The organism is Sulfurimonas sp. HSL3-7, from assembly GCF_039645985.1.
Lineage (GTDB): Bacteria > Campylobacterota > Campylobacteria > Campylobacterales > Sulfurimonadaceae > Sulfonitrofixus > Sulfonitrofixus jiaomeiensis.
The window spans coordinates 2,539,184-2,562,824 of the sequence record NZ_CP147919.1 but is presented as its reverse complement, the minus strand read 5'-3'; the positions used below and the strand labels follow the sequence as shown (position 1 = coordinate 2,562,824).

The window sequence follows — 23,641 nt, the reverse complement described above, 5'->3', positions numbered from 1 at the left end:
GACTTGTTCAGAGACTGTGAGATTAATATAAAAAGAGGAGTCAGACATGGAATTGGACATCACCCTGGCCAGGGAATTTTACCGCCAGATGCTGCTGATCCGGCGCTTTGAAGAGAAGTGCGTGGAGCTCTACAGCAATCAGAAGATCCGCGGCTTTCTGCATCTCTATATCGGCGAAGAGGCGATAGCGACGGGGGTCATGCAGGCATTGGGGGCGGACGATTCGGTGCTCTCTACCTACCGCGAGCACGGCCATGCCCTTGCCCGCGGCATCCCGGCAAAGCGCATCATGGCCGAGATGTACGGAAAGGTTGAGGGGTGTTCCCGCGGGCGGGGCGGCTCCATGCACCTTTTTGACGCCGAAACACGCTTTTACGGCGGCAGTGCCATTGTCGGCGGCGGTCTGCCGCTGGCTATCGGTATGGCGCTTGCGGACAAGATGATGAAACGCGACCGCGTGACGGTCGCTTTTTTCGGCGACGGCGCCGTGGCCGAAGGGGCGTTCCACGAATCGATGAACCTTGCTGCCCTCTGGCAGCTGCCGGTGCTCTTCGTCTGCGAAAACAACCGCTACGCGATGGGCACCGCACTGGAGTTGACCGAATCGGAGACAAACCTTGCCAACAAGGCGGCGGCCTACAAGATTGTCTCAAGGCAGGTCGACGGCATGGATGTTGTGGCGGTGGCCGAAGCTGCCGAAGAGGCAATCGCCGAGGTACGGGCCGCAAAAAGGCCGCTTTTTCTGGAGTGCCTCACCTACCGTTTCCGCGCCCACTCGATGTTCGATGCGGAGCTCTACCGCGAAAAGACGGAGGTGGCGGAGTGGAAGCAGAAAGACCCTTTGGCTGTTTTGAAAATGCGGGCCGAAACGGCGGGGCTCTGGGCGCAGCTCAATGCGGATGAACTCGAAGAGGAGGTCTCGGCAATCGTCGACGAGGCGGTCGCATTTGCGGAGAACGGGACACTTGAATCTCTCAGTGATCTTGAAAAATTCGTCTATTCAGAGGAGGCGGCACAATGAGCGAGAAGATGACCTACCGCGAAGCGGTACGCCTGGGGATCAGCGAGGCGATGGAAAAGGATGAACGGGTCTTTATGATGGGCGAGGACGTCGGCCGTTACGGCGGCTGTTACGCCGTCAGTATGGGGCTGCAGGAGCAGTTCGGCCCTCAGCGCATCATCGACACGCCGCTGAGCGAATCGGCCTTTACCGGTGCGGGGGTCGGGGCCGCTCTCAACGGCATGCGCCCCATCGTGGAGATCATGACCGTGAACTTCAGTCTGCTGGCGCTTGACCAGATCATGAACAACGCCGCGACCCTGCTGCACATGTCGGGCGGCCAGTTCAACGTCCCGCTTGTCATCCGTATGGCGACCGGCGGCGGCAAGCAGCTCGCCGCCCAGCATTCGCACTCTCTGGAGGGGTGGTTTGCCCATATTCCGGGGCTCAAAGTGCTGACCCCCGCGACGGTGCAGGACGCCCGCGACATGATCGGCCTGGCGTTGGCCGACCCGGACCCGGTGCTGATCTTCGAGAATGCGCTGCTCTACAATGCCAAGGGGGAGCTCGACACAGCGGCAGCGCCGCTGCCAATCGGCAAAGCGTTGGTGCACCGGGAGGGGAAGGATCTGACGATCCTGGCCTACGGCATCAACCTCTTCAAGGCGCTGGAGGCTGCCGAAACGCTCTCGAAAGAGGGGATCGAGGCCGAAGTGATCGACCTGCGCTCGCTGCGGCCGCTTGACGATGCGGCCATCATGGCCTCGCTGAGAAAAACGCATAGGGTGATGGTCGTCGACGAAGGGTGGAAGTCGGGCAGCATCTCCGCCGAGATCATGGCGCGTATCAACGAGCAGGCTTTCTTTGAGCTGGACGCCCCGATGGGAAGGGTCTGCAGCATGGAAGTACCGATCCCTTACGCCAAGCATCTCGAAGATGCGGTTATTCCGCAGCCCGACAAGATCGTCGCGATGGCGCGCCGGTTGATGGAGGCGATATGAGCGAATTCAAGATGCCGAGTCTCGGCGCCGACATGGAGTCGGCCGTACTGATGGAGTGGAAGGTCAAAGAGGGCGATCATGTGACGAAGGGGCAGGTGATCGCCGAGGTGGAGACCAGCAAAGGGGTGATCGAGATCGAGGTCTTCGAAACGGGCGTCGTGGAGAAGATCCTTGTCGAAGAGGAGACCGAGTGCGCCGTAGGGACGCCGCTGGCCCTGATCGCTTCGGAGGGTGAAGGCAGGGAAGAGGCGGTTGCCGAAGCTGCGGCAGAACCCGAAAAAGTTCCGCCGCAGCCCGAGCCGCCTTCAAAAGAGGAGCCTCTCAAGCCGGAACCTCAGGAAGAAGAGCGCCCCGCAGCAGAGCCTGCAGAGCGCGTCAAAGCTTCGCCGGCGGCACGGCGAAAGGCCCGGGAACTGGGTGTCGACCTGGCGGCGCTCGCAGCCGGATCGGACAGAGGGATACAGCTCGATGCGGTGGAGGCTGCGGCCGAAACGGCGGCCAAAGCCCCCGAGGCCGACGGGATGCGTCAGGCCATTGCCAGGGCGATGAGCCGCTCCAATGCGGAGATCCCCCACTACTACCTCTCTACTTCGGTCAATATGACGCCGGCACTGGCGTGGCTCGCAGCACTGAATGCCAAACGGAGCATAAAAGAGCGTATTTTGCCGGCTGCGCTGCTGATACGCGCCGTCGTCAAAGCCCTGGAGGCAGTGCCCGAACTCAACGGATTCTGGCAGGAGGAGCGCCACAGCATAAGCAAAACGGTCAATCCGGGTATCGCCATAGCGCTTCGCAAGGGAGGGCTCATCACCCCGGCACTGCTCAGTGCAGAGACGATGAACCTTGACGAGACGATGCATTCGCTCGACGACCTGATCACCCGTACCCGCAGCGGCAGACTGCGCGGCAGCGAGATGACGCAGCAGACCGTTACCATCACCAACCTGGGTGATCTCGGCGTTGAGCGTGTCTACGGCGTCATCTACCCGCCGCAGGTGGCCATAGTCGGGCTGGGCCGCATTATCGACGCACCATGGGCGGAGGGCGATGCGCTGAGCGTGCGCAAGGTGATGCAGGCGACGATAGCCGGCGATCACCGTGCGACCGACGGCAGAACGGGCGCACTCTTTCTGGAGCGGCTGGACCATTTTCTGCAAAACCCGCAGGAGCTGCTCTGAAACGGCGTTGTTTCGCCTGCCGCAGCGTCAACTGTATCGGGACGCTTTTTTGAGACGAAGAGAATTTATCAGAAGGAATTTTTATGACGAAAGAAGAGATCAAACAGACGATTATTGAACAGATAGTGATGGTCGCTCCGGATATCGAGGAAGAGGAGATCGAGCCGAGTGCAAACCTGCAGCGCTCGCTGGAGATCGACTCGTTCGATTTTTTGAAAGTGCTGACGGCATTGAATGAAAAGCTTGGGGTGGATGTCCCCGAAACCGATTATGCCCAGGTGGATACGCTTGAGCATATGACGGACTATTTTGAAGCCCGCCTGTAGGAAAAGGCTGCTGTAAAAGAGCGGTAGAAGTTTTAGCCCGTAAAGGCCGTCGGGAAGTTTACGAGAAAAGTTTTTTCATCGCGGAAAAGAAGGCCTTGAAAAGGCCTTTGTTGCCGACAAGGTCATTAACGAACTCGTCATAGGTCATTCCCTTCTCTTCAAAGAGGCCTTTGAAGTGCTTTTCGGATGCCTCTACGCCTCCTTCCTCTTCGATCTCGAGAAGTTTCTTATAGATGGGGGCAATGGTATCGACGGCTTTTTTCGGCGCAGCCTTACGGAATGCCGTATAGCCTGTTATTTCGTTGGTGAGCGCATCGACTTTGGGTTCAAACTCGGTAAATACCCAATAGTAGCGCCCGTCTTTGGCCATGTTTTTCACGATAGCCACAAAATTGTCGCCTTTTGAGATATGTTCCCACATCAGTTTGAAGGCCACTTTCGGCATGTCCGGGTGACGTACAATGTTATGGGGCTTGCCTATCAATTCACTCTCTTTGTAGCCGCTTATCTCAACAAAGTAGTCGTTGCCGTACTCAATGATTCCCTTGGCGTCTGTCTTGCTGACAATATAACGTTTCGGATCAAGTTTGATCTCTTGGTCTACAGGTGTTGGCATGGTCTTCCTAATGTAAAATAATTGCAATTATATTATTGTTTTCATATAAATAATATTTATCAGCTTAATATCAAAAAAAGCGAACAATCCAAACAAGGTTGTAGCGCTTTTTCTATATAATACGTCAAATAAGGAGCGGTTCCATGACAAAAGAGGATATGCAAAAGAAAATCAAAAGTGCGCGCCAGTCACATAACTACCAGATACAAAAAATCAAATTTTTGGTAGAAGGGGTACCGCTGAAAGAGGATCCGACGCCTGTCAGTTACAAAGCGTGCGGTTTCGGCAGCTGGATATATGGGGATGAAGAGCAGCTGCGCAAACTGATCGGATCAAAAAGCTTCGAAGAGATCGAACAGCAGCATATCATTTGGCATACCGCCTACCAAAAGATCTACGAGATCTATTACGGTCAAGCCAAAAAGGGGCTGTTTGCAAGGTTTACCGGCGGCAAGCCGAAAGTCGATACACTGCAGCAGGACAAAGCGAAAGCCTATTTTAACGATCTTCAAAAGATAACGTATGAGCTGCTGCAGAAGCTTGACACTCTTGAGAAACGTGTCAGTGCTATGTCTGAGCGTCAATTCTCCAAGGAGTAGCACTTTTGGCTATCTACTTAATTCCCGTCTTTGCCTCCCTGATAGGGAGTGGACTCTCCTCTCATAAAGAAGTTCTCAGTAGATAAGCGGTACGAAACGAAAGCCGTAGAAATCTCTTCTGTCGAAGCTGCCGTCTTCGCCTTTATTGATCACTGCGACCTCGTTTTGGATGGGGATCACCATGATGCCGCCGGGATTGAGTTGGCGGACCAGTTCAAGAGGAAGCTCTTCTGCGGCGGCAGAGACAAGGATCTTGTCGAAAGTCTCCTCCGGAATGCCGAGTGTTTTGCCGGCGATCTTCAGTCTGATGTTGGCAAAGTGATATTTTTTGAGATTGCTTCGGGCAAGATCCAGAAGCTGGGGAATGCGTTCAATACCTGTCACAAAACCTGATCCGGCCGTCTGGGCAAGAAGTGCCGTCGTCCATCCCGAACCGCAGCCGATGTCCAGGATAGTGTCACTCTCTTTAAGCTCCAGGAGCTCAAGCATAAAAGCGACGGTGTAGGGCTGGGAGATCGTCTGGCCTGCACCGATGAAGAGCGGATAGTCTTCATAGGCCTCATCTTGCATGCTTGGGGGGACAAAATCTTTTCGGTCAATGGTATTGAAGCTCTCGATCAGCAGAGGTGAGACAAGCACCCCGCGTCGTTGCAGATAGACAGAGAGCTCATGATGACTGTTCATACTTTTTTCCTGTGTAGAGGTACCCTTTAATTATAGCCGACTGTAGAAGAAAGTTTCAATGATGGTAGTGTTATAGATTTTCGTAGAGGGGGTTTATAAAAAATAGAGTGGATGTTAAGTTGGGGTTGAAAAATAAAAGGGAGCGATCAGAATACAGGCCGAAGCCTGTATGGGGTAGAACTTACAGTGGTGTAACGTTCTCTGCTTGTGGGCCTTTTTGACCTTCACCGATCTCGAAAGTTACTTTTTGACCTTCTGCCAGTGTAACACGGCCGTGACCAGTGTTGTTTACTTGACGGAAGTGAACAAATACATCTGCTCCGCCATTATCTTGTTGGATAAATCCATAACCTTTTTCATCGTTGAACCATTTTACAGATCCGTTTAGCAATTCTGCCATTGTAATACCTCTTAGGGAAAAATACACTTCTTAATGAAGCGGAATCAAAATCGGGGGAGTCTTCAGGTCTAGCAGAATTACTTCGTTACACACTAAAGATGAACTCGAGCCTCATCTTTCATCAAGCGTAGTATACCTGTTTTTTATTACAATACAACCACAAAATTAAATTTTATGATATTTCGACCATAAAAGTGGTCTCTTTGTCTTGTTCTTTACCGTATCGGCAACGTTGACGGTTGGAAGGAATCACTATTATGACGGCATAACACGCTTGCAGGCATTTTTGTCATGTCATGAGATCAGGATAGTATGTTTTCTGCTTAAGTGAGTACTGTAATGTATTTGGGAGTTTTTTGATGGTGGACGGCTAGGGATTCGAACCCTAGATAGGTTGCCCTATACCCGCGTTCCAGGCGAGCGCCTTCGACCACTCGGCCAGCCGTCCATGTTTAGAGAACGAAAGTATAGTCGACTCTTCGTTATAGTGTGCTTAATGCAAGAGCGATAATGGCACCAATTCCAAGAAGAAAGAGCACGAAGCGGTCGATCTTCTCTCGCATGGCCAAGGCTTTGCGTACATCTTCTTTAGTGATACTTTCGCTGCCGCTGCCGAAAGCGGCCTTTTTTTTCAGTACGCCGAAGTAGCGGGTGTCGCCGCCGAGCGTGAGGCCGAGGGCGAGGGCCATGGCGGTGATGGGGTGGCCGGCGTTGGGGCTATCGTGCAGGCGGCCGTTTTGATAGAAGCCCAGCAGCGGTCTTGTCTGGCTGAGGAACATGATCAGCAGCGCCGTCAGTCGGGCCGGGATATAGTTGAGCAGGTCGTCGAGCTTCGCGCTTGCTTTGCCGAACTTTTCGTAGCGTTCCGTTCGGTAGCCGACCATCGAGTCGAGGGTGTTGACGCTCTTGTAGAGGATGATGCCGGGGAGCCCGAAGAGCAGCAGGTAAAAGAGCGGGGCGATCACCCCGTCGCTGAGGTTCTCGGCGTAGGTCTCGACAGCAGCCTTGTTGATCTCGCTTTCGCTCAGCGTCTCGGTGTCGCGGCTCACCAGCATACGGAGCGCCGCTGTGGGCTCTTCGCTCTCGATGACGGCCAGCACAGTGTCATAGAGCATGCGGTGGGCCAGAAACATTGAGGCGATGAGGGCGGAGGCGGCGAGGTTGAGCAGCAGGGGAAGATAGGCAAGAAAGCGGCTCAGGGCAAAGGCGAAGATGCCCACGACGGTGAGGGTGAAGAGCAGCAGCAGCCCCCCGCGCCATACGCTCTCCTTGTAAAACTTCTCTTCGAACCAGCTGATCAGTTCGCCGATGACGATGACAGGGTGCTTGATGTAGGCGAACTCCCCGAAACGCCGGTCGATCAGGTAGGCGAGAAAGGCGACGAGAAGGTTACTCATGCAGGGCCCCGATGACGGCCTCAAGGTCGAGACTGCTGCCGACATGCCTGGCGAAATCGGCGATCTTTTTGGCCTTGTAGGCGGCAAAGTTGTAGCCGCGGTATGCCGGGTCGATGCCTCTGAAGAGCTTCTCCCGAAAGGCATCGCTGTCGAAGAGGCCGTGGACGAAGGTGCCGAAGAAACGCGCCTCTTCCGCAGCGATCGCGTCGCACTTGCCGTGGTGGATCTCGTACCCTTCGATCTCCAATCCGAAGAGTTCATAGCATCCCTTGGCCGCCCGTTTCTCTTTTTCGAAGACGATATCGCCCTTCAGCCGTCCGAACCCTTTGACTTCAGTGCCCGCCTCCGATTCGATGCCGTCGGGGTCGAGGATGCACCCGAACATCATCTCATACCCGCCGCAGACGGCGACGAGGGTCCCCTTGAAATCGTTCAGGGCCTCTTCGAAGCCGTGTTCTCTGAGCCATTGTAGGTCGGAGACGGTGCGCTTGGTGCCGGGGAGGATGACCAGGTCGTAGGCCTGAAGCGCCGCGGCGGAGTGGGCAAAGTCCAGATGCACCTCGTTGTCGGCGATCAGCGGTTCGAAATCGGTGTAGTTGCTGATATGCGGCAGCCGTATCACCGCGGCACGGATCGCGCCGTGCTGCGAGCTTTGCACGTAGTTCTCCAGCGACTGGCTGTCCTCGAAACCGAGGTTGAACGGTTTGTAGGGGATGACCCCCAGAACGCGGATGCCGAACTGCTCCTCGATGATTTTCCGCCCGTCATCGAAGAGGGTGATGTCCCCGCGGAACTTGTTGATGATGACCCCGATGACATTGCGTCGCAGCTTTTCGGGCAGTAGGTTGTAGACGCCCCATACGGAGGCGAAGACCCCGCCGCGCTCGATATCGGCGACGAGGATGATCTTCGTATCGAAGGTGTCGGCGATGGTGATGTTGGAGAGGTCCTTGTCCATCAGGTTCAGCTCCACCGGGCTGCCCGCCCCTTCGGCGACGATCACGTCGAAACGCTTCTGCAGCCGTCTGAAGGCGTCGGTGACGACGGGCTTCAGCGAGCCGATGCCGCCGTAGTACTCCCGCACGTCCTGTTCGCCGGCCGGCCGGCCGTTGATGATCAGCGAGGCGCTGCTGCCGCGGCCGGACTTGAGCAGCACCGGGTTGAAGTCGCTCTCGATGGGGAGGCCGATCGACTCCGCGGCGAAATACTGCGACTGGGCGATCTCCCCGCCGTCGTCGCAGACGCGGGCGTTGTTGGAGACGTTCTGCGCCTTGAAAGGGGCGACACGGATGCCGCGGCGGTGCAGCAGGTAGGTGATGGCGAAAGCGAGGGTCGATTTGCCGGCGTCGGAGCTTGTGCCGAGGATACTAAGCGAGTGCATGGAGGCCCTTTTTCAAAAGTTTGTGGGCAGTTTTGCCCTTGACGGCGAAGCGGAGGTAGCGGCGGTCGAGGCCGTCGAAGTTGGCGCAGTCGCGTACCAGTATCTTTGCTTTGAAGAGCGCTTCATAGATAAGAGGCGCCCTGTCGGAGCGGGTCAAAATGAAGTTGGCGTCGCTTTTGTAGACCTTCTCGAAGAGCCCGGAGCCCTTGAGTATGGAACGCAGCTCCCGGTACTGTTCCTTCTGGGTTTTAAGTGAAAGGCTCCGGTGGTCGGGATCGCTGAGCAGCGCCGTGACGTAGGCGGCGTCAAAAGAGGAGATGTTCCAGGCAGGCAATGCGAGGGCGTCGATGTTTTCGGGGCTTGAAAAGAGGGCGCCGACCCTCAGCCCCGCGCAGGCGTAGAACTTGGTGAAGGAGTGGACGATATAGAGCTTCTTGTACTCCCTGATCATCTTCCTGACCGAGGGTTTCTTGCTGAACTCCAGAAAGGATTCGTCTATGATGACGGTGCATCGGGCCTCTCTCCAGATCGCAAAGAGGCGTTCGAGGTCATAATGGCGGCCGTCGGGCGTGGAGGGGTTGACGAAGACGACGGTCGAGCCTTTTTTCGGTCTCTTGTAGAGTTCTGTGAAACGGTCGAATAGCCGGGTCTTCCGGCTGTAGAGCTCGGACGCTTTGACATATTCGCCGTAGATCGGGGTGTAGAGGCAGGTCCGTTTCGGTCGCAGAGAGCGAAAGAGCTCCATAATGGCGCTCGATGCCCCGTTGAAAAGGGCGATCTCCTCTGTCTCAAGAGCGTAGCGTCGGGCGATAGTGCTGCGAAGCAGACTGTATCGCGGGTCGCCGTAGCTGGTTATAAGCGCAGGGGTCAGCTCGAGTTTGACCGCCGGTGCGACGATGTTGATGTTGGAGGAGAAGTCGGTGATCTCCTCGGCGCGGCAGCCGAGTCTTTCGGCGGCGGCGTAGATGTCGCCGCCGTGGTCAGGGCGTTTCAGCATGGGTGGCTCCACTCCAGATGTCTCGTTCTTTTCAGCAGCGCTTTCTGGTGGGCTGCGGAGCGCACCTTCTTGTCGATGCGGCTGAGCGTGTAGAAGGCGGCGGCGTTCTTTATCTCCCCTATCAGCTTGTGGAGGGCGATCTTGCGGGGCGCGTGCTGGTTGTAGGCGCGCAGAAAGCGTCTGAGGTAGCCGAGGTTTCTGCCGCGCAGTGCCCAGTCGAGGGCCGCTACGCCGAGATCGAAGGCGAAGCTCCCTTCGCCCGCATCGATAAAGTCGATGACGCCGATACGGCCTCCGTCAAAGAGGGCGTTGTCCGTAAAGAGGTCCCCGTGGATGACCCCCTCCCTCTTTGGGCGGTAGTCGCGGAGACGGTGCAGCCGGACGTAGCTGCTGTACTCCTTAGCCCGGAGACGGCGAAGCTGCAGGGCGGTCTCTTCCGGGTCGAAAATCGGGCGGTGACCGCTGTGCGTGCATCGGTGCATTCTGGCGAGCGTGCGCGCCACGCTTTGAAGGTGGAGGTGGTTTACCTGTGTCACTTTCCGGCCTTTGAGGCAGCTGTAGAGGTGCCACTCGCCGCTGCTTGCAAGGTGGCTCGGCACTGTGATACCGCAGCGCGAAAACCGCTCAAGAAGAGCGCGCTCCGCTTCGATTCTCTCCCTGCCGGCCTCCTCGTACTTCTTGAGAATGTAGGCCGTTGCTCCGCTGCGAGCGATATAAGTCGTGTCGATGATGCCGTCCGTTGTCGCTTCGAGCCTCTCGAAACGACGGCCTTCGAAAAGGCGGTTGGCCTCCTCGAGTGAAAGTGCGCTCTTCACCCCCATCTAGAGACGGCACGCTTTCATGATCTTTTTCCACTCCGTGTCAAAATGCTTTCGGACATAGCTGACGTGGTGCGGGACGGTGCAATGGGAGCAGTCCTGGTGGATCTTGTCGCCGTAGACCCCCTGGCGCCCCTCTTTGGAGTCGATGGCGCAGAAGCTGTAGACGGTCTTGCCCTCTCTCTCCTCGACCCCCTCGTCTTTGAAGCGGAAGTTGGGGCAGGCGCAGAGGTAGCAGTTGAGATGTTCCATGTCGTGGCACTTTTTGCCGATACCCCCGTCTTCGTTCTCCTCTTTGTAGAGCGGACAGAAGTCGGGCTCGTTTTTGACCATGTTCTCAAAGTCGAAATAGGAAATGATCGCCTCTTTGTCCAGCCCTTCGGCCAGCAGTTTCTGCACCACCTTTTTGTGTTTTGCGGCGTGGTCTTCGAACCATTTGATGTAACTCAAGATAGATCCTTTTTTGTAGACAAAGCGCGGCAAGGCTGCGCGTGAACCCGCTGTTGACAAGCATCAACAATGCAGTGCATGTGAGGCACTAAATGCCGAGTCGTAAGCGAACTTAGCGTTAGCGTAGGCAAAGGGGCTTTGCTCCTTTGGCGTACACAATGATAATTACTCATGAGCGTCCTTTGATGATAAGGTAGATAAAGAAGGGGCCGCCGATAAAGGCGGTGACGATCCCGATGGGCAGCTCGCTCTGGAGCTGGGGCAGGCGCGACAGGGTGTCGCAGGCGGCCAGGAAGAGGCCGCCGTAGAGAGCGACGGGGACGATGAGCCGGTGGTTGGCCCTGTGGTAGAGCTTGCGGACCATGTGCGGGACGATGAGCCCGACAAAGCCGATGGGGCCGGTCACGGAGATGGCGACGCCGATGACCAGCGAACTGAGCACCAGCAGTATGACGGTGAGGCGGCGGGTATCGATCCCCTTGAGCCTGGCGTGCTCCTCGTTGACGCCGAGGATGGCGAGCTCGAAACGTTTCGCATAGAGAAAGAGCAGCAGTACCAGGGAGCTCAGGGCGACGGCGGTTGCCTCCGCGTAGCCCATGGTCGAGAGCGAGCCCATGGTGTAGAGCAGTATGGCGTGGCTCTGCATTGCCGAGGCGACAGCAAAGAGAACCATCAGCGCGGCGGAGAAGAAGAAGGAGAGGGCGATCCCAAGCAGTAGAAGGGAATTGCCCTCTTTGTCGGGGATATAGCGCGAGAGCCAGAGCAGCAGCATCACCGAAGAGAGGGCGCCCGCAAAGCCGAAGAAGGCGCCGAAGCTGATTCCGACAACAAGGGTGTTGAGCCCCAGCACCGTGGCGATCCCCGTTCCCAGCACCGCACCGCCGGAGATGCCGAGCGTGTAGGGGGTCATCAGGCCGTTGCGAAAAAGGGTCTGGAAGAGCCAGCCGCTCAAGGCCAGCAGCGCCCCGCTGAAAAAGGCGAGCAGCAGCCGCGGCAGCCGCAGTTCGAAAAAAATCTGGTGGCCGACGGTCCCGGTGTCGGCGAGGCTGCCGAGATCGATGGCGACGCTGCCGACGAAGGGGGAGGCCAGCGTGAGCAGAAGCAGCAGGGCAAGAAGAAGCCGTTTAATCATAGGCCACCTCCGGGCTCTCCGCATCCGGCCGGAACGCGACGCCGTAGCAGGACTCGAGGTTCTCGGGGGTGAAGAACGCCTTGGGCTCCCTGTAGAGGCGCAGACCCTCTTCATGCAGGAACAAGAGAGGGTAGCCCAGCGCTTTGGCAAAGTGAAGATCGTGGGTGATGACGACTTTCTGCGTCTGCCGAGGGAGCTTTTTGAGGGCCCGGTAGAAGTCATGGGCGTGTTTCGGGTCAAGATTGGCCGTCGGTTCGTCGAAGAGGATGATGCTGCTCTCCTGCAGCAGGGCCTGGGCGATCAGCAGCAGCTGTTGCTGGCCGGAACTGAGCGCCGTGACGGCGTGCCCGGGCTCAAGCCCCGACTCTCTCAGCAGCGCGGCGACCCTCTGTCTGTCCTCTTCCGTGTAGCCGCTGAGCGCCGGTTTGTGGGGGTAGCGCCCCATCAGGACGAACTCCTCGACGGTGATATAGGCGTCGAAACTCGTCAGTTTGGGCGGGATGTAGGTGATGGTCTTGGCCCGTTCGCCGGAGCTGTACGTTTCGAGGGGCCTGCCGTTGATCAGGATCTCGCCCTCGTAGGGGAGAAGGCCGCAGAGCGCCTTGGCCAGGGTGCTTTTGCCGATGCCGTTGGGGCCGAGGACAGCGAGGTTCTCCCCGCAGGAGAAGCTGAGCGCGTTCAAAACGGTCTTGTCGTAGCCGCAGGAGAGGTTGCTGACGCTGATCATCGGATCGCCTCGCAGATGGTTTTGATGCTTTTGGCGACGCGGTGGCTCGGGATGAGGAGGTAGTCGCTTTGGATGATCTTGATGCTTCCGCTTCTGACCGCCTTGAGCGGCAGCCGCTGCCAGGAGCGCATCACGGCATCGGCGTCGAAGCGGTCAAGCGGCCCGAAGAGCAGCAGCACGGTGTCGGGATCGGTGGCGATCAGCCCTTCCGCCTTGAGAACGGGCTGGGCGTTGAAGCTCTCTTTGTAGGCGTTCTCTGCCCCGCAGAGGTGGAGGATCTCCTCGAAATAGAGGTTGTGCCCCGCCACATAGACCCCCTTGTCGATGCCGCTGGCGTTGGCAAAGACGATCAGCACGCTCTTCTTCTTTTCGAGTTTCGGTGCGGTTCTTTGGTTCTTTTCTATTGCATCAACGAGTTGGCGGCCGCGCTCTTCTTTCCGGAGTGTTTCGGCGATGACGGAAATGGAACGCTTGATCTCGCCGATCTTCCCGAGCTCCACCTGCAGGGTCTTTATGTGAAAGGCTTGAAGCTTTTCGAGCGTCTCCTGCTGGTGGGGGAGGCCGATCACAAGGGTGGGGTTGAGGGAAATGATCCTCTCGAGGGAGAGGGAGAAGTAGCCGCCGATCTTGGGACGTTCCCGCAGGGATTGGGGGTAGTAGGTGTACTCGCTCACTCCGACGATCTCATCCAGGGCACCGAGGTCGGCCGTGATCTCCGCGATGGCCGGGCTGAGGGTGACGATACGCTCGGCGCCGAAGAGCGACAGTGACAAAAGAAGCAGCCAGATCAGACGCATTGCACGGCTCCGAATTCCCAGGTGGATGTGTTTAGAGTAGTATAGGCACTGTAAGGAAAATCGACGCTAAAAGCCGCTTCGAGAGCGATCCCCTGCAGCAGATGCATCAGGACACGGATCACCCCGGCATGGGTGACGACAAGCACCTTCTCACACGGTGTCCGTGGCAGATCGCGGGTGAAAAACGTCTCGATGCGCGCGATGTAGGCGTCGTAGGGCTCGCCGTCGAGCGCCCTGATCCACTGCAGGAAATCTTCATATTCCAGCCCCTCCTGCTCTGTGATGGCATCGAAGCTCATCCCCTCGTGTCTTCCCCAGGACTTCTCGCGCAGCTGCGGGGTGTAGACTATATCGCCGGTCTGCAGGCGTGTATCTTCGATAATGGGTTCGAGGGTCTCTCTGCAGCGCTTGAGGTCGGAGCAGTAGACGGCATCGAAGGTCTCTCCTTCGAGACGGCGGGCCAGCTCTTTTGCCTGCGCTCTCCCCTTCGGCGAGAGACCGATGTAGTTATGGCCGTTATAGCAGTGCCGGTAGGCGGTTTCGACTTCGCCGTGGCGAACGAGGGTGATCAGCATACCGAGGCCTTGAAGAGGAGAACGTTGAGCAGCAGCAGCTCCGTCACCTCGATCGTAAAGCCGTAGATATCGCCGCTGAAACCGCCGAGCCGCCGGACAAAGAAGCCCTTGATCAACAGCAGTGCCAGAAGCGAGAAGAGCAGCAGAAGCCAGCCGCCGCTCAGGGCGACGACGGCGAGGACCGTTAGTGCCGCCGCAGCAAGCTGGCTGCGCGTGAACTCCTCTTTGGCCAGGGTGCTCATCCCCGCTTTGCGGATGTAGGGGAAGAAGTAGATGGCCAATACGGCGTTGAAACGCGAGAGCATCAGCAGAAGCGGCAGCAGCCAGAGCGATTCCAGGAACCAGAGCGAAGAGGCCTTCAGCAGCAGAAAAACTGCGGTGAAGATCATCCCCATCCCGCCGACATGCGGATCCTTCATCACGGCTTCGGCCCTCTCAGTCGGGACGAAGAGGCCGTCGACGGTGTCGGAGAAGCCGTCGAGGTGAAGGGCCCCGGTCAGCAGGACCCAGAGGGCGAAGAGGATAATATGCAGATGCGCCTCGGGAAAATAGGGTGCCAAAAGTATGTAGACAAGCCAGAGTATGCCGCCGAGAAGCGCGCCGACAAGGGGGTAGCTCATCACGGCGTAGCCGTTGATCCCCCTGAAGAAATCGTGTATTTTGAAAAAGGGGAGGATGGTGAGCATGTTGATGGCGAGAGCGAAACCCTTCGCTGCGCGGGGAAATGGTGAATCGGGAATGGGAAAAGTAGTAGACTTTGAGTCCGGTTCAGAGTGACGGATATTTTGTGTCTTATTTTTTTTACCACTATTTACCATTTACGATTTTCCATTCACTTACTTGATTTTTGTCGCAATGCCGGCTATGCAGTGGTAGACCTCGTCGCACCGGCTTGCGATCAGCTGCGAAACCGCGCCGCTGATGTCGACATACTGGCGGGCAAGGGGATTGTCGGGGATGATGCCGCTGCCGACGTCGTTGTGGACAAAGACGAGGTCATTTGGCAAGGCAAGCACTTTCTCTATGTGTTCAACAATCTGCTCATTGGTACGGCCGTGGTAGAGCATATTGTTGATCCACATCGTGGTGCACTCGATCAGCACGGGGCTCTCTGTTGTTTTGAGCGTGCCGTAGAGCTCAAGCGGCGCCTCGAGTGTGATGAATTCCCCGCCGCGCTGCCGGCGGTGGAGGGAGATGCGCTCGTTCATCTCATCGTCGAGCAGTTCGGTGGTGGCGAGATAGTGCGGTTTTTGGTCGGAGCCGAGCGCAAGGGTATACTGCTCGGCGCTGTAGGACTTGCCGCTTTTGATGCCGCCGATGAATAAGGTCTTCATACTGAAGACCTTTGCGTCAATGGTGAATGGTAAATAGTGAAAAGAGCAGAAGCGCCGGTTAAAACCTTGTATTCCATTCTCCATTTTCTATTCGCCATTTTCCATTCACCATTCATCATTTACATCTCCCCTCTCATCAGCGCTTCGACGCGTTCAGTGATCTCCGGCTGTCTCAGCCCCTGCATATAGCCGTAGGCGACCGCGGCGCCGGCACCGACCCCCTCTTTGGCCTCGCCTTCGTCATAGAGTTTCAATACAGGTATCCTGGCATCGGCATACAGAAAGTCGGCATAGACGGCTTTCGGACGGAAATCGAGCTGATCAAGCAGTGCCGTGATATTCGACGCGCCGTCCTGTGCGATCCACCGCGTGGTGCAGAGGGTGATCTTGCGCGGGTCCATCGGGAGGCCGTCGCGGCCGCTGATCTTGTTGGCGATAAGCAGTGCCGCGGCCATCTGGGTACCGCCGCCGAGTACGACAGGGTAGCGGCGGCAGGCTTCGAGGACGTAGCCGGCGACAAACATCAGGGTGTTGTCGGCCGTATGGCCGAGCTTTTCAAAGAGTCCCATATTGTTCTCCAGTTTTGCCAGGGCTTTGCCGATCACCTGTTGCTTGATGGCAATCGGCGACTCTTTGAATGATGAGGCAAACAGGCCGTCATTGTCAAACCCCATTGCCGCGACCGCCGCCTGGGCCGTCGTCGTGCCCGAAGGGGTGCTCTCGCCGACGATAACGTAGTCGCCCTGCGGACGGTAGCGCCGCCCGAACTGCCGCCCCTGTTCGAAGACGGCTTTGGCGTCGAAAGGCGTTTCGTCGGTGATGCTCGGAGACGGCGGAATGCCGAACGATTCGAGTTCACACCCTTGCGGTTTGACCGTCAGTCCGAGATCGAGAATCTTTACGGCAGCGAAAGGTCTGAGTGTCTGTACCGCACGGGTCAGCAGGCCGGGCGTCGGGATGCCCGTCGCCGTCTCGGCCAGGTTCTCGAGGCTGAAGACCTGGCCCGTGGCCAGAAACTCGGCGTCGAGCGTCGGCGTCAGCGGGATCTTGCCCGGGATGCCGGCCTGGGTGATCCCTTCTATTTCGCAGGTATGCGTGACCGAGGCGGCCAGCATAAAGTCTGCTCTGCCCTCGGGCAGCGATGTCTTTGTATGGTCGGTGAGGTTATAGATAGGCATCATCTTCCTAATATCTGGCATTCAGGCCGAGGTAGAGGCTGCGCCCTGCGGTGGCGTACCCGTCGACGGTCTGATAATATCTGTCTGTAATATTATCGACTTTACCATAAACGGAGAGGTAGTCGTTGACCTTGATGTTGTAGACAAAGTTGACAAGAGCGTATTTCCCGGTCTGCGCGCCTTCTTTGTCGCTTCTGTCGTAGCGCTCGCCGATATACTGGCCGTTGAGACCGAGATCGAAGTTCTCCGTCGCGTAGTAGACGACAGAGGCGTCGAGCTGGTGCTTGGGACGGCGCGCAAGGTCTTTGCTGTCGGCATCTTTGGCATTGAGATAGGTGTAGTTTGCCGTGATACCTAGCGTATCGGCAAAATAGTCTTTATAGCCGACTTCCACCCCTTTTAATACGGAAGTTCCCTTGATATTGGTATAACGATACGTCGTCATATCGAAATCGATGAGATTATTGATCTTATTGTAAAACCCGGTGATCCAGAGAGATTCTGTTCCAAGGGTCACATCGTAGGTCTGCGTCTTCTCGGGCTCAAGGCCGATATCGCCGTATGTCGCGTCATAGAGTTGGAACGAACTGGGAATATTGTAGCCGGTTCCTGCATTGGCACTGGCATACAGACTGCCGGTAATATACTGCTTTATGCCAAATTTCCCCGTTAACGAGTTGTCGAAATCGCTGTATCTGTCATAGCGAATGGATTCGGTAAGAATAGTATTGACGCCGGTAAAATGGTTATAGTTGGTAACGAAGGCCGATGTCGCATCGTACGCTTTGTTGATGGTGACATTGGCTTTATCGTTTTTGAATTTTTGGTAAGAAGCGCCAACGAGGAGAAACGCATTCTCCGTATAGGTGATTTTATCATCGAGTTTCACCTCACTTACAGATCCAGTGAAGTCACCGTTTCCGCTTCTGTCAAAGGTTGAAAGGTTATATTGAACGTTGATATCGTTGGTCGTGCCACTGTGTTTAAACGCGAGGCGGTAGAAGCGATCTTGACTGTTGGTGTAATAGGGGTTGCCGTAATAATCGAGATCGCTGTTGGTTTTGTCCGCACCTGAACCGTCAAACATGACATAGCCGTTAATCGATTGTACCGAAGCTTCGATACGGTCCTTTTCCGTGACGTTGTACCCCAGTTTGGCATTGAGCGATTTATTTTCGTATCGGTCTTTTTCCAGCCCCAGTTCATCATAGCGCTTTCCGTAGTCCGGGTCTGTTTTCTTTGGCTCATAGGCTGAAAAACCGTCCGTGTCGTAATCGACACCGCCTATCACTGCATCAAACTTGTCGGCCGCATAGGTAGCCTGAAGAGAAGCGGTCTTTGTGTCGAACGATCCGTATTCGACATTAGCTGTCCCGTGGAGACCCTTTTTTGCTTTCGATGTGACGATGTTGATGACACCGGCACTTGCATCAGCCCCCCAAATTCCCGATTGGGCGCCTTTGATAATCTCGATCTGTTCGACATTGTAAAGCATCAGTTGCGCATAATTCGCGCCGTTTGAGCTGGTCACATTGTTATATCTTGCTCCATCAATGAGGACAAGTGTCCGCTGCGTGCTCATACCCCGTATAAACATTGAGGTTGTTTTACCTGGACCGCCGTTGTTTGCCATTGCGATATTTCCAAGCTTGTTGAGCGCCTCTGCAAGGGTGGTGACGCGGGCCTCTTCGATCGCCTCTTTGGTGATGACCGTGACGCTGTCAGGGACCTCCTCTTTGTTGAGCTCGGTGTTCTGGGCAGCGGTGACACTGATGCTCTCGAGCGTGTACTGGTTGGCCGCCTGCAGTGATGAAGCAATCGCGACGACAGCTGCGAGTGAAAGAAATCTTTTTTCCATTTTATATCCTGTGGTGTAATTTTTTGTCTCTTAGGCCGAATATAAAAAAAGGCGGCGATGCGACTGAATTGGAGTAGATGTAGGGCTGGATATGGAGTCGGGGTCTGGGGTTCTGGCGGATGCGGTTGCGGGTTATGCGTTTGTAGAAACAGTTGCAATGGCCGGCATGGGAGGGCAGTGAAAACACGGAGGAGCAGAGCAGCTCCTCGAGCTCTTCGTCTTCGCTCTCTTCCTGCTCCCAGTCGGTGCGGATGAGGTGCGAAGCGTGTACGCGTACGGAGGTGGCGCTGAGGTGGTGCTGGACTACGGTCGCCTGAATGGCGGCAAGGGTGAAGTAGTTTTTACCGAAACCTTTGGGTGCGCGCATCGCCTCTCCTTGACATTTTGCGAATTATAGCAAAACTGCCTGCTATGTTGGTCGTGCCAGCTGACTATTTTGTCTTTTCTTTAAACTCTTCGGTCGTTTCGCTGAAAGACTTTTTGGTCTTTTTCCAGGTGCTTTTAAGCCCTTCATTCACATTGTGCAGGTTCTGTTTCGTCTCATGTTTGGTGCATCCCGAGAGCAGAAGCAGACCTCCCGCGAGGGCAATAAGAAAGAGTTGTTTCATTATGATTCCTCAATGTTTTTGTCGGGCAAAGTATAACAAAACAGTACGAATAGAGAGCCTACGCTATAATTGCGGTGACGGAATCTTCGAGTCTGTCATCTCCCGAAATCCAGCCAGCAGCTCCAAGGATGCGCATGAAGCTTTCCCATCTCCGTCAGATCGTTGACCATATGCAGGATGTCCGGCATATCAATGCGATACACCGCATCGGCGACAGTGTCATCAAGATCGTCTTTGACCGCGACAACATCTTCTACTTCAATATGCAGAAGGGCGACGCCTATATATCCAAATGCACCAAGGAGATCCGGCGATCCAAGGTCTACAACGCCCCTTTCGATGTCATTCTCTCCAAGCGCTTCAACCGCGCCCAGGTGGAGAGCATCGAACTCTACCAGGGCGACAAGATCATCCGCATCAAGGCCTCTGTCAGCGGGGCCTACAAGTCGCAGAGCACGGTCCTGCAGCTGGAGTTTACCGGAAAGACCACCAATGTCATCATCCTTGACGAGGATGAGGTCGTCCTGGAGGCGCTGCGCCATGTCGACGCCTACAGTTCGTACCGCATCGTCAAGGTGGGGCAGGAGCTGGTTCCGCCGCCGCCGCTCCCTTTTGCACCCAAAGAGTACCCGCTGGAGGATGTGGAGGCTTTCCTCTACGAGACTTGCGACAAAGAGCAGCAGCAGCGGCTCAACAGCCTGAAAAAGCAGAAGTCCGCCTTCATAGAGAAGAAACTCCGCAAACTCGAGCATCTTTACGCCGGGCTGGATGATGAGAAGGTCCTCAGGCAGGAGGTCGAGGCCGATCAGCACTACGGCAACCTGGTGCTGAGCAATCTGCACAATATCAAGCCCTACCAGAAGGTGCTGCAGCTGACGGATTATGACGGCAGCGTGATCGAGGTCGAGGTGGACGGCACCGTTGCCGCCCCTTCGCACTACTCGGACTACTTTTTCAAGCGGGCCAAAAAAGCGAAGCAGAAAGCGAAAAATCTTCACATCGAACGCGAGAGTCTTGATGGGAAGATCAAACACCTGAAACACTTTTTGAATATCATCGAAAATGCCAAAGATGTTGCCGCGATCAATCTGCTGTTTCCGCCGAGACAGCAGATGAAAAAAGAGAAGCCCAATGAATCGTACGAAGTCTTCTGGGTCGAAGGCTACAAGGTGCTGCTGGGAAAAAGCGAAAAGGGGAACATCGCACTGCTGGAGCAGGCGAGGGCGAAGGATATCTGGTTCCATATGCGCGACCGCCCTTCCGCCCATGTTATCGTGGTGACCGACAAAAAGAACATCCCCGAAAGCGTCATCCACGAAGCGGCCGGCCTCTGCGTGGACTTCACTATGTTCGAAAACGGCACCTACCTGGTGGATTACACCCAGCGCCGCAATGTGAAGATACAAGACGGCGCCAACGTCCACTACACCGATTACAAAACGGTGGACATCGAGAAATACTGACGAATGCAAAGTGCTGAAAACACCTTTTTCCTGTTTTTACCTTTCTTCCCGCTCTTCTAATCCAGAAGATCATTAAAGCAATCAAGCTTTTTCCCTATCTACTGCTTTGCCACCATTAAGTGAGTTTTTACAGTTGTTATGAAAATATTTGATAACAAAAGGAAACTTAATATGTTTAAATTTCTACTTTCGAGTCTGCTCTTATTTAATACTGCGGCAGATGCAGACCAGGGGACAACCCAGAAACATCTGCTGCATGTAACCCCTTCAGCTTCCAGCACCGACGTCGATCCAAATACATCTGTGCAGATAGTTTTTGATGGTGAGATCGATGCGCGAACATTCTCAGCTGATCTCTTCAAATTAAAACATGATGGCCTCATTATAAAAGGTGCAACACACCTTGGCAGTGATAAAAAAAGCATAACATTTACGCCTGATACTGCTTTGGAGACGGGAGAACATCTTGTTGGCGTTGCAAGTTTACGTTTACAAGGCAGTGAGCAAAAACCGTGCAGGGATTTATGGAACAGTTTAAACGTGCAGTTGTGTGAAAGTTTCTCTTGGAGATGTGACGATCTCTGCTATAAGGAAGTTTCCAAAAGGACAGAGCCCGTAAGTTACAGCTTCAGCGTTGCAGAAAATGCAATAAAAGTTACGTCACTGAATATTACGACAAAAACGACGGACTTGAATGAAAGCGAGACTGTCCCTGTTACTGTTACGGCATTTTTTGATGACAATACAACAGAAGATGTCACTGACAAAGCAAGCTGGGAGAGCTCAGACAGCTCGGTCGCAACAGTAGAAACAGGCAAACTTTTTGCCCGGCAAGAGGGTACGGCTCTTCTTAGCGCTATCTACAATAACACGATTTCGACCGAAGTGACAATTAATGTCTATAAAGTCGTTGACAACCACCGTCTGCCGCCTGAACCGGACGAGGCACTCAACAACGTGACACTGTTAGGTATCGATGTGAATAACAACGGTGTACGAGACGATGTGGAAAGATGGATCTATCTGGAGATGGAGATACTTAACGGGTATCCGGAAATCGAGAGGGCTATCGGTATGCAGAAAGCTAAAGCAAACCAAATGGCATTGAGTGATCCTTTCAATAAGGATGATAAAGTGCAAGAGGCGATAACCGCTGCGCATGACTGCTGGATTTGGTATGACTATTTAAAAAAGTCTCATGTTTACGGGGCACATGGAAAGTTTAGTCGACTAATCAAAGATAAAGTGTTTAATACACAAGAGCGTTTAAAAACATATATGCAATATGATGCTACGTTAGTTGGAAGAGTTTTTACATCAACACCTGGCCTGCAATTAGAAAGCCAGTGTGAAACCAAAATAGACGAATTGTAGGAGCTGGAATCATGAAAAAAATAGTGCTGATACTGCTTTTTAATTTAACACTGTCTGCCAGTACAAACCCTTGTATGCTTGATGTTTACTTTGGAAACGGAGTCTGGAATGATGTCCAAGAAGTGCAAATTTCTAGAGATGAATTAGATGTTTTTATGCAAAAACACAATGTACAACGTTTTGCATTAATGGACAGAGGTTTAACATACAATTTTAAATATGCACACAACAAGACGTATGGAACACTAACCGATCTCATAGAGAGCTACTGGCAACTCTTTGAAAGCGGTCAGATCAGTGAAGGCTACTTCACATTTGTCGCCCGTCTTTTGGACGGCAGTCTTACCGAAGACGGTTTTTTAGATGATCTTAAAACGATCATTTCGCAGTCTGACGGCGATACCAATGCTAGGTATGAATAGTATTAAAAAGTTTTCCCTCCTTTCTTCAATGAACATATTATGCCACCTTTAAGTTGTATATTATAATTTTTCTGCAAACATACAATAATATTTTATAACAAAAGGAAACTAAAGTGTTGAAATTCTTCTTTTCAGGTCTGCTCCTTTTCGCTGTATCACTGTTTGCAGGCCAAGGTGCCGTCCAAGAACACCTTGTAAAGGTAAGCCCGTCTGTCTCTGCAACGGAGGTGAGCCCGAAGGTCCAAATTCTGATAATGTTTGACAGAGAGATAGCTGAATACAAGCTCAAAAAAAATACATTTGTCGTTAGCAATAACAACAAAAGAGTAGAAGGTGAAGCGACATTAAGTACAGATAGACAGAGTATAGTGTTTACTCCATACTCTTCTCTGCTGGCAGGTTTGCATAGCGTTAAGCTTCTGCCTCTGAAACTTGAAGGCAGTGAAAAACAACCTTGTAATAGTATATGGAACTATTCAAAATTGTTTATGCATAAACAATTTGGCTGGTTTGATCAGCACATATGTTATGAAGATGTTCCCCTGGTTAGCAAACGCATAAAATACAGTTTCAGCGTTGCAGAAAATGCAATAAAAGTTACGTCACTGAATATTACGACAAAAACGACGGACTTGAATGAAAGCGAGACTGTCCCTGTTACTGTTACGGCATTCTTTGATGATAACACAACAGAAGATGTCACTGACAAAGTAAGCTGGGAGAGCTCAGACAGCTCGGTAGCCAAAGTTGAAGACAACATGATTGTAGCGCAGAGCGAAGGAAGCGCTCAGCTTACTGCTGCATACAATAGTGCTGTTGCCGAAACGCTCAACATTAACGTCTATAAAGTCGTTGACAACCACCGTCTGCCGCCTGAACCGGACGAGGCACTCAACAACGTGACACTGTTAGGTATCGACGTGAATAACAACGGTGTACGAGACGATGTGGAGCGGTGGATCTATCTGGAGATGGAGATACTTAACGGGTATCCGAAAATCGAGAGGGCTATCGGTATGCAAACTGCTAAAGCAAATCAAATGGCATTGAGTGATCCTTCCAACAAGGATGATAAAGTGCAAAAGATGATGACTGCATCATTAGACTGTTGGACTTGGTATGGGTACTCCAAAAAGCTGCCTTTTCAAGATGGTATGGGCACATTTTTTAGTATGTTACAAGATAAAGTATTTAACACGAGAATGCGTTTGAAAACTTACTATCAATACGATTTCACATTAGCGGGACGAGTTTTCACTTCGACCGCAACACTGCAGACAAAAAGCCAGTGTGAAACCAACATAGATGAATTGTAGGAGCTGGAAT

27 protein-coding genes and 1 tRNA gene are annotated in these 23,641 nt (G+C 54.0%); 9 read left to right on the top strand and 19 right to left on the bottom strand.

Translation table 11 applies throughout. The features are described from left to right. The first annotated feature begins 46 nt into the window (after positions 1-46). The 4 genes from pdhA to WCY20_RS12645 all read left to right on the top strand — a co-directional run bounded on the left by pdhA (position 47) and on the right by WCY20_RS12645 (position 3,505). A complete protein-coding gene (pdhA, locus tag WCY20_RS12660) occupies positions 47-1,021 on the top strand; it encodes a pyruvate dehydrogenase (acetyl-transferring) E1 component subunit alpha (RefSeq protein WP_345975641.1) in 975 nt (324 codons plus the stop codon). After that, entirely contained in the window at positions 1,018-2,001 is a 984-nt protein-coding gene (locus WCY20_RS12655) for an alpha-ketoacid dehydrogenase subunit beta (RefSeq protein ID WP_345975640.1), read from the top strand. The genes pdhA and WCY20_RS12655 overlap by 4 nt, the downstream gene beginning before the upstream one ends. Next, positions 1,998-3,179 carry a dihydrolipoamide acetyltransferase family protein gene (locus tag WCY20_RS12650; RefSeq protein ID WP_345975638.1) on the top strand — a complete coding sequence of 394 codons (1,182 nt, stop codon included), beginning with the start codon at positions 1,998-2,000 and terminating at the stop codon, positions 3,177-3,179. Before WCY20_RS12655 ends, WCY20_RS12650 begins: the two co-directional genes overlap by 4 nt. 83 nt (positions 3,180-3,262) lie before the next feature. After that, on the top strand, positions 3,263-3,505 hold the full coding sequence (locus WCY20_RS12645) for an acyl carrier protein (RefSeq protein ID WP_345975636.1): 243 nt from the start codon (positions 3,263-3,265) through the stop codon (positions 3,503-3,505). 58 nt (positions 3,506-3,563) lie between these two features. On the opposite strand, the gene WCY20_RS12640 is transcribed toward WCY20_RS12645, so the two are convergent. Next, on the bottom strand, positions 3,564-4,121 hold the full coding sequence (locus WCY20_RS12640; RefSeq protein ID WP_345975635.1) for a PAS domain-containing protein: 558 nt from the start codon (positions 4,119-4,121) through the stop codon (positions 3,564-3,566). Positions 4,122-4,264: 143 nt separating this feature from the next. Here WCY20_RS12640 and WCY20_RS12635 point away from each other — a divergent pair, with 143 nt between their 5' ends. Next, positions 4,265-4,720 carry a CZB domain-containing protein gene (locus WCY20_RS12635; protein ID WP_345975633.1) on the top strand — a complete coding sequence of 152 codons (456 nt, stop codon included), beginning with the start codon at positions 4,265-4,267 and terminating at the stop codon, positions 4,718-4,720. Positions 4,721-4,795: 75 nt separating this feature from the next. Here the strand turns inward: WCY20_RS12635 and pcm are convergent, their stop codons facing one another. The 18 genes from pcm to WCY20_RS12545 form a co-directional block, all read right to left on the bottom strand. After that, on the bottom strand, positions 4,796-5,404 hold the full coding sequence (gene pcm / locus WCY20_RS12630; RefSeq protein WP_345975631.1) for a protein-L-isoaspartate O-methyltransferase: 609 nt from the start codon (positions 5,402-5,404) through the stop codon (positions 4,796-4,798). Between the two features lie 181 nt (positions 5,405-5,585). Further along, on the bottom strand, positions 5,586-5,804 hold the full coding sequence (locus WCY20_RS12625) for a cold-shock protein (RefSeq protein ID WP_345975629.1): 219 nt from the start codon (positions 5,802-5,804) through the stop codon (positions 5,586-5,588). Between the two features lie 360 nt (positions 5,805-6,164). Next, positions 6,165-6,252: transfer RNA gene (locus WCY20_RS12620), tRNA-Ser, on the bottom strand. 34 nt (positions 6,253-6,286) lie between these two features. After that, positions 6,287-7,201: an adenosylcobinamide-phosphate synthase CbiB gene (gene cbiB / locus WCY20_RS12615; RefSeq protein ID WP_345975627.1), complete on the bottom strand. Its 915-nt coding sequence runs from the start codon at positions 7,199-7,201 to the stop codon at positions 6,287-6,289. Continuing rightward, positions 7,194-8,582 carry a cobyric acid synthase gene (locus WCY20_RS12610; RefSeq protein WP_345975626.1) on the bottom strand — a complete coding sequence of 463 codons (1,389 nt, stop codon included), beginning with the start codon at positions 8,580-8,582 and terminating at the stop codon, positions 7,194-7,196. Before WCY20_RS12610 ends, cbiB begins: the two co-directional genes overlap by 8 nt. Beyond that, complete coding sequence (locus WCY20_RS12605) at positions 8,569-9,579, bottom strand: aminotransferase class I/II-fold pyridoxal phosphate-dependent enzyme (protein ID WP_345975624.1); 1,011 nt, start codon at positions 9,577-9,579, stop codon at positions 8,569-8,571. The genes WCY20_RS12610 and WCY20_RS12605 overlap by 14 nt, the downstream gene beginning before the upstream one ends. Next, entirely contained in the window at positions 9,573-10,400 is an 828-nt protein-coding gene (locus WCY20_RS12600; RefSeq protein ID WP_345975622.1) for a phosphotransferase, read from the bottom strand. The genes WCY20_RS12605 and WCY20_RS12600 overlap by 7 nt, the downstream gene beginning before the upstream one ends. Continuing rightward, positions 10,401-10,847 (bottom strand): hypothetical protein, encoded by a 447-nt coding sequence (locus tag WCY20_RS12595; RefSeq protein WP_345975621.1) that lies wholly within the window; start codon positions 10,845-10,847, stop codon positions 10,401-10,403. Positions 10,848-11,016: 169 nt separating this feature from the next. Continuing rightward, positions 11,017-11,979: an iron ABC transporter permease gene (locus WCY20_RS12590; protein WP_345975619.1), complete on the bottom strand. Its 963-nt coding sequence runs from the start codon at positions 11,977-11,979 to the stop codon at positions 11,017-11,019. Then, positions 11,972-12,706: an ABC transporter ATP-binding protein gene (locus WCY20_RS12585; RefSeq protein ID WP_345975617.1), complete on the bottom strand. Its 735-nt coding sequence runs from the start codon at positions 12,704-12,706 to the stop codon at positions 11,972-11,974. Before WCY20_RS12585 ends, WCY20_RS12590 begins: the two co-directional genes overlap by 8 nt. Further along, entirely contained in the window at positions 12,703-13,503 is an 801-nt protein-coding gene (locus WCY20_RS12580) for a helical backbone metal receptor (protein WP_345975615.1), read from the bottom strand. The genes WCY20_RS12585 and WCY20_RS12580 overlap by 4 nt, the downstream gene beginning before the upstream one ends. After that, positions 13,494-14,078: an alpha-ribazole phosphatase family protein gene (gene cobC / locus WCY20_RS12575; RefSeq protein ID WP_345975613.1), complete on the bottom strand. Its 585-nt coding sequence runs from the start codon at positions 14,076-14,078 to the stop codon at positions 13,494-13,496. Before cobC ends, WCY20_RS12580 begins: the two co-directional genes overlap by 10 nt. Beyond that, positions 14,072-14,896, bottom strand: coding sequence for an adenosylcobinamide-GDP ribazoletransferase (locus tag WCY20_RS12570; RefSeq protein ID WP_345975611.1), 825 nt, complete (start codon positions 14,894-14,896; stop codon positions 14,072-14,074). Before WCY20_RS12570 ends, cobC begins: the two co-directional genes overlap by 7 nt. A gap of 18 nt (positions 14,897-14,914) precedes the next feature. Beyond that, positions 14,915-15,412, bottom strand: a complete 498-nt coding sequence (locus tag WCY20_RS12565) for a bifunctional adenosylcobinamide kinase/adenosylcobinamide-phosphate guanylyltransferase (RefSeq protein ID WP_345975610.1) — start codon at positions 15,410-15,412, stop codon at positions 14,915-14,917. 119 nt (positions 15,413-15,531) lie between these two features. Further along, positions 15,532-16,593 carry a nicotinate-nucleotide--dimethylbenzimidazole phosphoribosyltransferase gene (locus WCY20_RS12560; protein WP_345975608.1) on the bottom strand — a complete coding sequence of 354 codons (1,062 nt, stop codon included), beginning with the start codon at positions 16,591-16,593 and terminating at the stop codon, positions 15,532-15,534. A 4-nt stretch (positions 16,594-16,597) separates the two neighbouring features. Continuing rightward, entirely contained in the window at positions 16,598-18,448 is a 1,851-nt protein-coding gene (locus tag WCY20_RS12555) for a TonB-dependent receptor (RefSeq protein WP_345975606.1), read from the bottom strand. 1 nt (position 18,449) lies between these two features. Continuing rightward, entirely contained in the window at positions 18,450-18,815 is a 366-nt protein-coding gene (locus WCY20_RS12550) for a hypothetical protein (RefSeq protein WP_345975604.1), read from the bottom strand. Positions 18,816-18,879: 64 nt separating this feature from the next. After that, a complete protein-coding gene (locus tag WCY20_RS12545) occupies positions 18,880-19,056 on the bottom strand; it encodes a hypothetical protein (protein ID WP_345975603.1) in 177 nt (58 codons plus the stop codon). 134 nt (positions 19,057-19,190) lie between these two features. On the opposite strand from WCY20_RS12545, the gene WCY20_RS12540 reads away from it, so the two are divergent. The 4 genes from WCY20_RS12540 to WCY20_RS12525 all read left to right on the top strand — a co-directional run bounded on the left by WCY20_RS12540 (position 19,191) and on the right by WCY20_RS12525 (position 23,631). Continuing rightward, positions 19,191-20,519 (top strand): NFACT RNA binding domain-containing protein, encoded by a 1,329-nt coding sequence (locus WCY20_RS12540; RefSeq protein WP_345975601.1) that lies wholly within the window; start codon positions 19,191-19,193, stop codon positions 20,517-20,519. Between the two features lie 171 nt (positions 20,520-20,690). Next, positions 20,691-21,893: an Ig-like domain-containing protein gene (locus tag WCY20_RS12535; protein ID WP_345975599.1), complete on the top strand. Its 1,203-nt coding sequence runs from the start codon at positions 20,691-20,693 to the stop codon at positions 21,891-21,893. Between the two features lie 188 nt (positions 21,894-22,081). After that, positions 22,082-22,315: a hypothetical protein gene (locus tag WCY20_RS12530; RefSeq protein ID WP_345975598.1), complete on the top strand. Its 234-nt coding sequence runs from the start codon at positions 22,082-22,084 to the stop codon at positions 22,313-22,315. Between the two features lie 113 nt (positions 22,316-22,428). Next, on the top strand, positions 22,429-23,631 hold the full coding sequence (locus tag WCY20_RS12525; protein ID WP_345975596.1) for an Ig-like domain-containing protein: 1,203 nt from the start codon (positions 22,429-22,431) through the stop codon (positions 23,629-23,631). Positions 23,632-23,641 lie beyond the last annotated feature (10 nt).

Bases quoted from the DNA above. Each gene is read 5' to 3' on its own strand.
- WCY20_RS12580 (WP_345975615.1), bottom strand. From the start codon at position 13,503: ATGCGTCTGATCTGGCTGCTTCTTTTGTCACTGTCGCTCTTCGGCGCC.
- WCY20_RS12640 (WP_345975635.1), bottom strand. From the start codon at position 4,121: ATGCCAACACCTGTAGACCAAGAGATCAAACTTGATCCGAAACGTTAT.
- WCY20_RS12565 (WP_345975610.1), bottom strand. From the start codon at position 15,412: ATGAAGACCTTATTCATCGGCGGCATCAAAAGCGGCAAGTCCTACAGC.
- WCY20_RS12550 (WP_345975604.1), bottom strand. From the start codon at position 18,815: ATGCGCGCACCCAAAGGTTTCGGTAAAAACTACTTCACCCTTGCCGCC.
- WCY20_RS12650 (WP_345975638.1), top strand. From the start codon at position 1,998: ATGAGCGAATTCAAGATGCCGAGTCTCGGCGCCGACATGGAGTCGGCC.
- WCY20_RS12540 (WP_345975601.1), top strand. From the start codon at position 19,191: ATGAAGCTTTCCCATCTCCGTCAGATCGTTGACCATATGCAGGATGTC.
- WCY20_RS12570 (WP_345975611.1), bottom strand. From the start codon at position 14,896: ATGGTAAATAGTGGTAAAAAAAATAAGACACAAAATATCCGTCACTCT.
- WCY20_RS12535 (WP_345975599.1), top strand. From the start codon at position 20,691: ATGTTTAAATTTCTACTTTCGAGTCTGCTCTTATTTAATACTGCGGCA.
- WCY20_RS12645 (WP_345975636.1), top strand. From the start codon at position 3,263: ATGACGAAAGAAGAGATCAAACAGACGATTATTGAACAGATAGTGATG.
- WCY20_RS12590 (WP_345975619.1), bottom strand. From the start codon at position 11,979: ATGATTAAACGGCTTCTTCTTGCCCTGCTGCTTCTGCTCACGCTGGCC.
- WCY20_RS12655 (WP_345975640.1), top strand. From the start codon at position 1,018: ATGAGCGAGAAGATGACCTACCGCGAAGCGGTACGCCTGGGGATCAGC.
- pdhA (WP_345975641.1), top strand. From the start codon at position 47: ATGGAATTGGACATCACCCTGGCCAGGGAATTTTACCGCCAGATGCTG.
- WCY20_RS12555 (WP_345975606.1), bottom strand. From the start codon at position 18,448: ATGGAAAAAAGATTTCTTTCACTCGCAGCTGTCGTCGCGATTGCTTCA.
- WCY20_RS12585 (WP_345975617.1), bottom strand. From the start codon at position 12,706: ATGATCAGCGTCAGCAACCTCTCCTGCGGCTACGACAAGACCGTTTTG.
- cbiB (WP_345975627.1), bottom strand. From the start codon at position 7,201: ATGAGTAACCTTCTCGTCGCCTTTCTCGCCTACCTGATCGACCGGCGT.
- WCY20_RS12610 (WP_345975626.1), bottom strand. From the start codon at position 8,582: ATGCACTCGCTTAGTATCCTCGGCACAAGCTCCGACGCCGGCAAATCG.
- WCY20_RS12635 (WP_345975633.1), top strand. From the start codon at position 4,265: ATGACAAAAGAGGATATGCAAAAGAAAATCAAAAGTGCGCGCCAGTCA.
- cobC (WP_345975613.1), bottom strand. From the start codon at position 14,078: ATGCTGATCACCCTCGTTCGCCACGGCGAAGTCGAAACCGCCTACCGG.
- pcm (WP_345975631.1), bottom strand. From the start codon at position 5,404: ATGAACAGTCATCATGAGCTCTCTGTCTATCTGCAACGACGCGGGGTG.
- WCY20_RS12625 (WP_345975629.1), bottom strand. From the start codon at position 5,804: ATGGCAGAATTGCTAAACGGATCTGTAAAATGGTTCAACGATGAAAAA.
- WCY20_RS12605 (WP_345975624.1), bottom strand. From the start codon at position 9,579: ATGCTGAAACGCCCTGACCACGGCGGCGACATCTACGCCGCCGCCGAA.
- WCY20_RS12560 (WP_345975608.1), bottom strand. From the start codon at position 16,593: ATGATGCCTATCTATAACCTCACCGACCATACAAAGACATCGCTGCCC.
- WCY20_RS12530 (WP_345975598.1), top strand. From the start codon at position 22,082: ATGGACAGAGGTTTAACATACAATTTTAAATATGCACACAACAAGACG.
- WCY20_RS12545 (WP_345975603.1), bottom strand. From the start codon at position 19,056: ATGAAACAACTCTTTCTTATTGCCCTCGCGGGAGGTCTGCTTCTGCTC.
- WCY20_RS12600 (WP_345975622.1), bottom strand. From the start codon at position 10,400: ATGGGGGTGAAGAGCGCACTTTCACTCGAGGAGGCCAACCGCCTTTTC.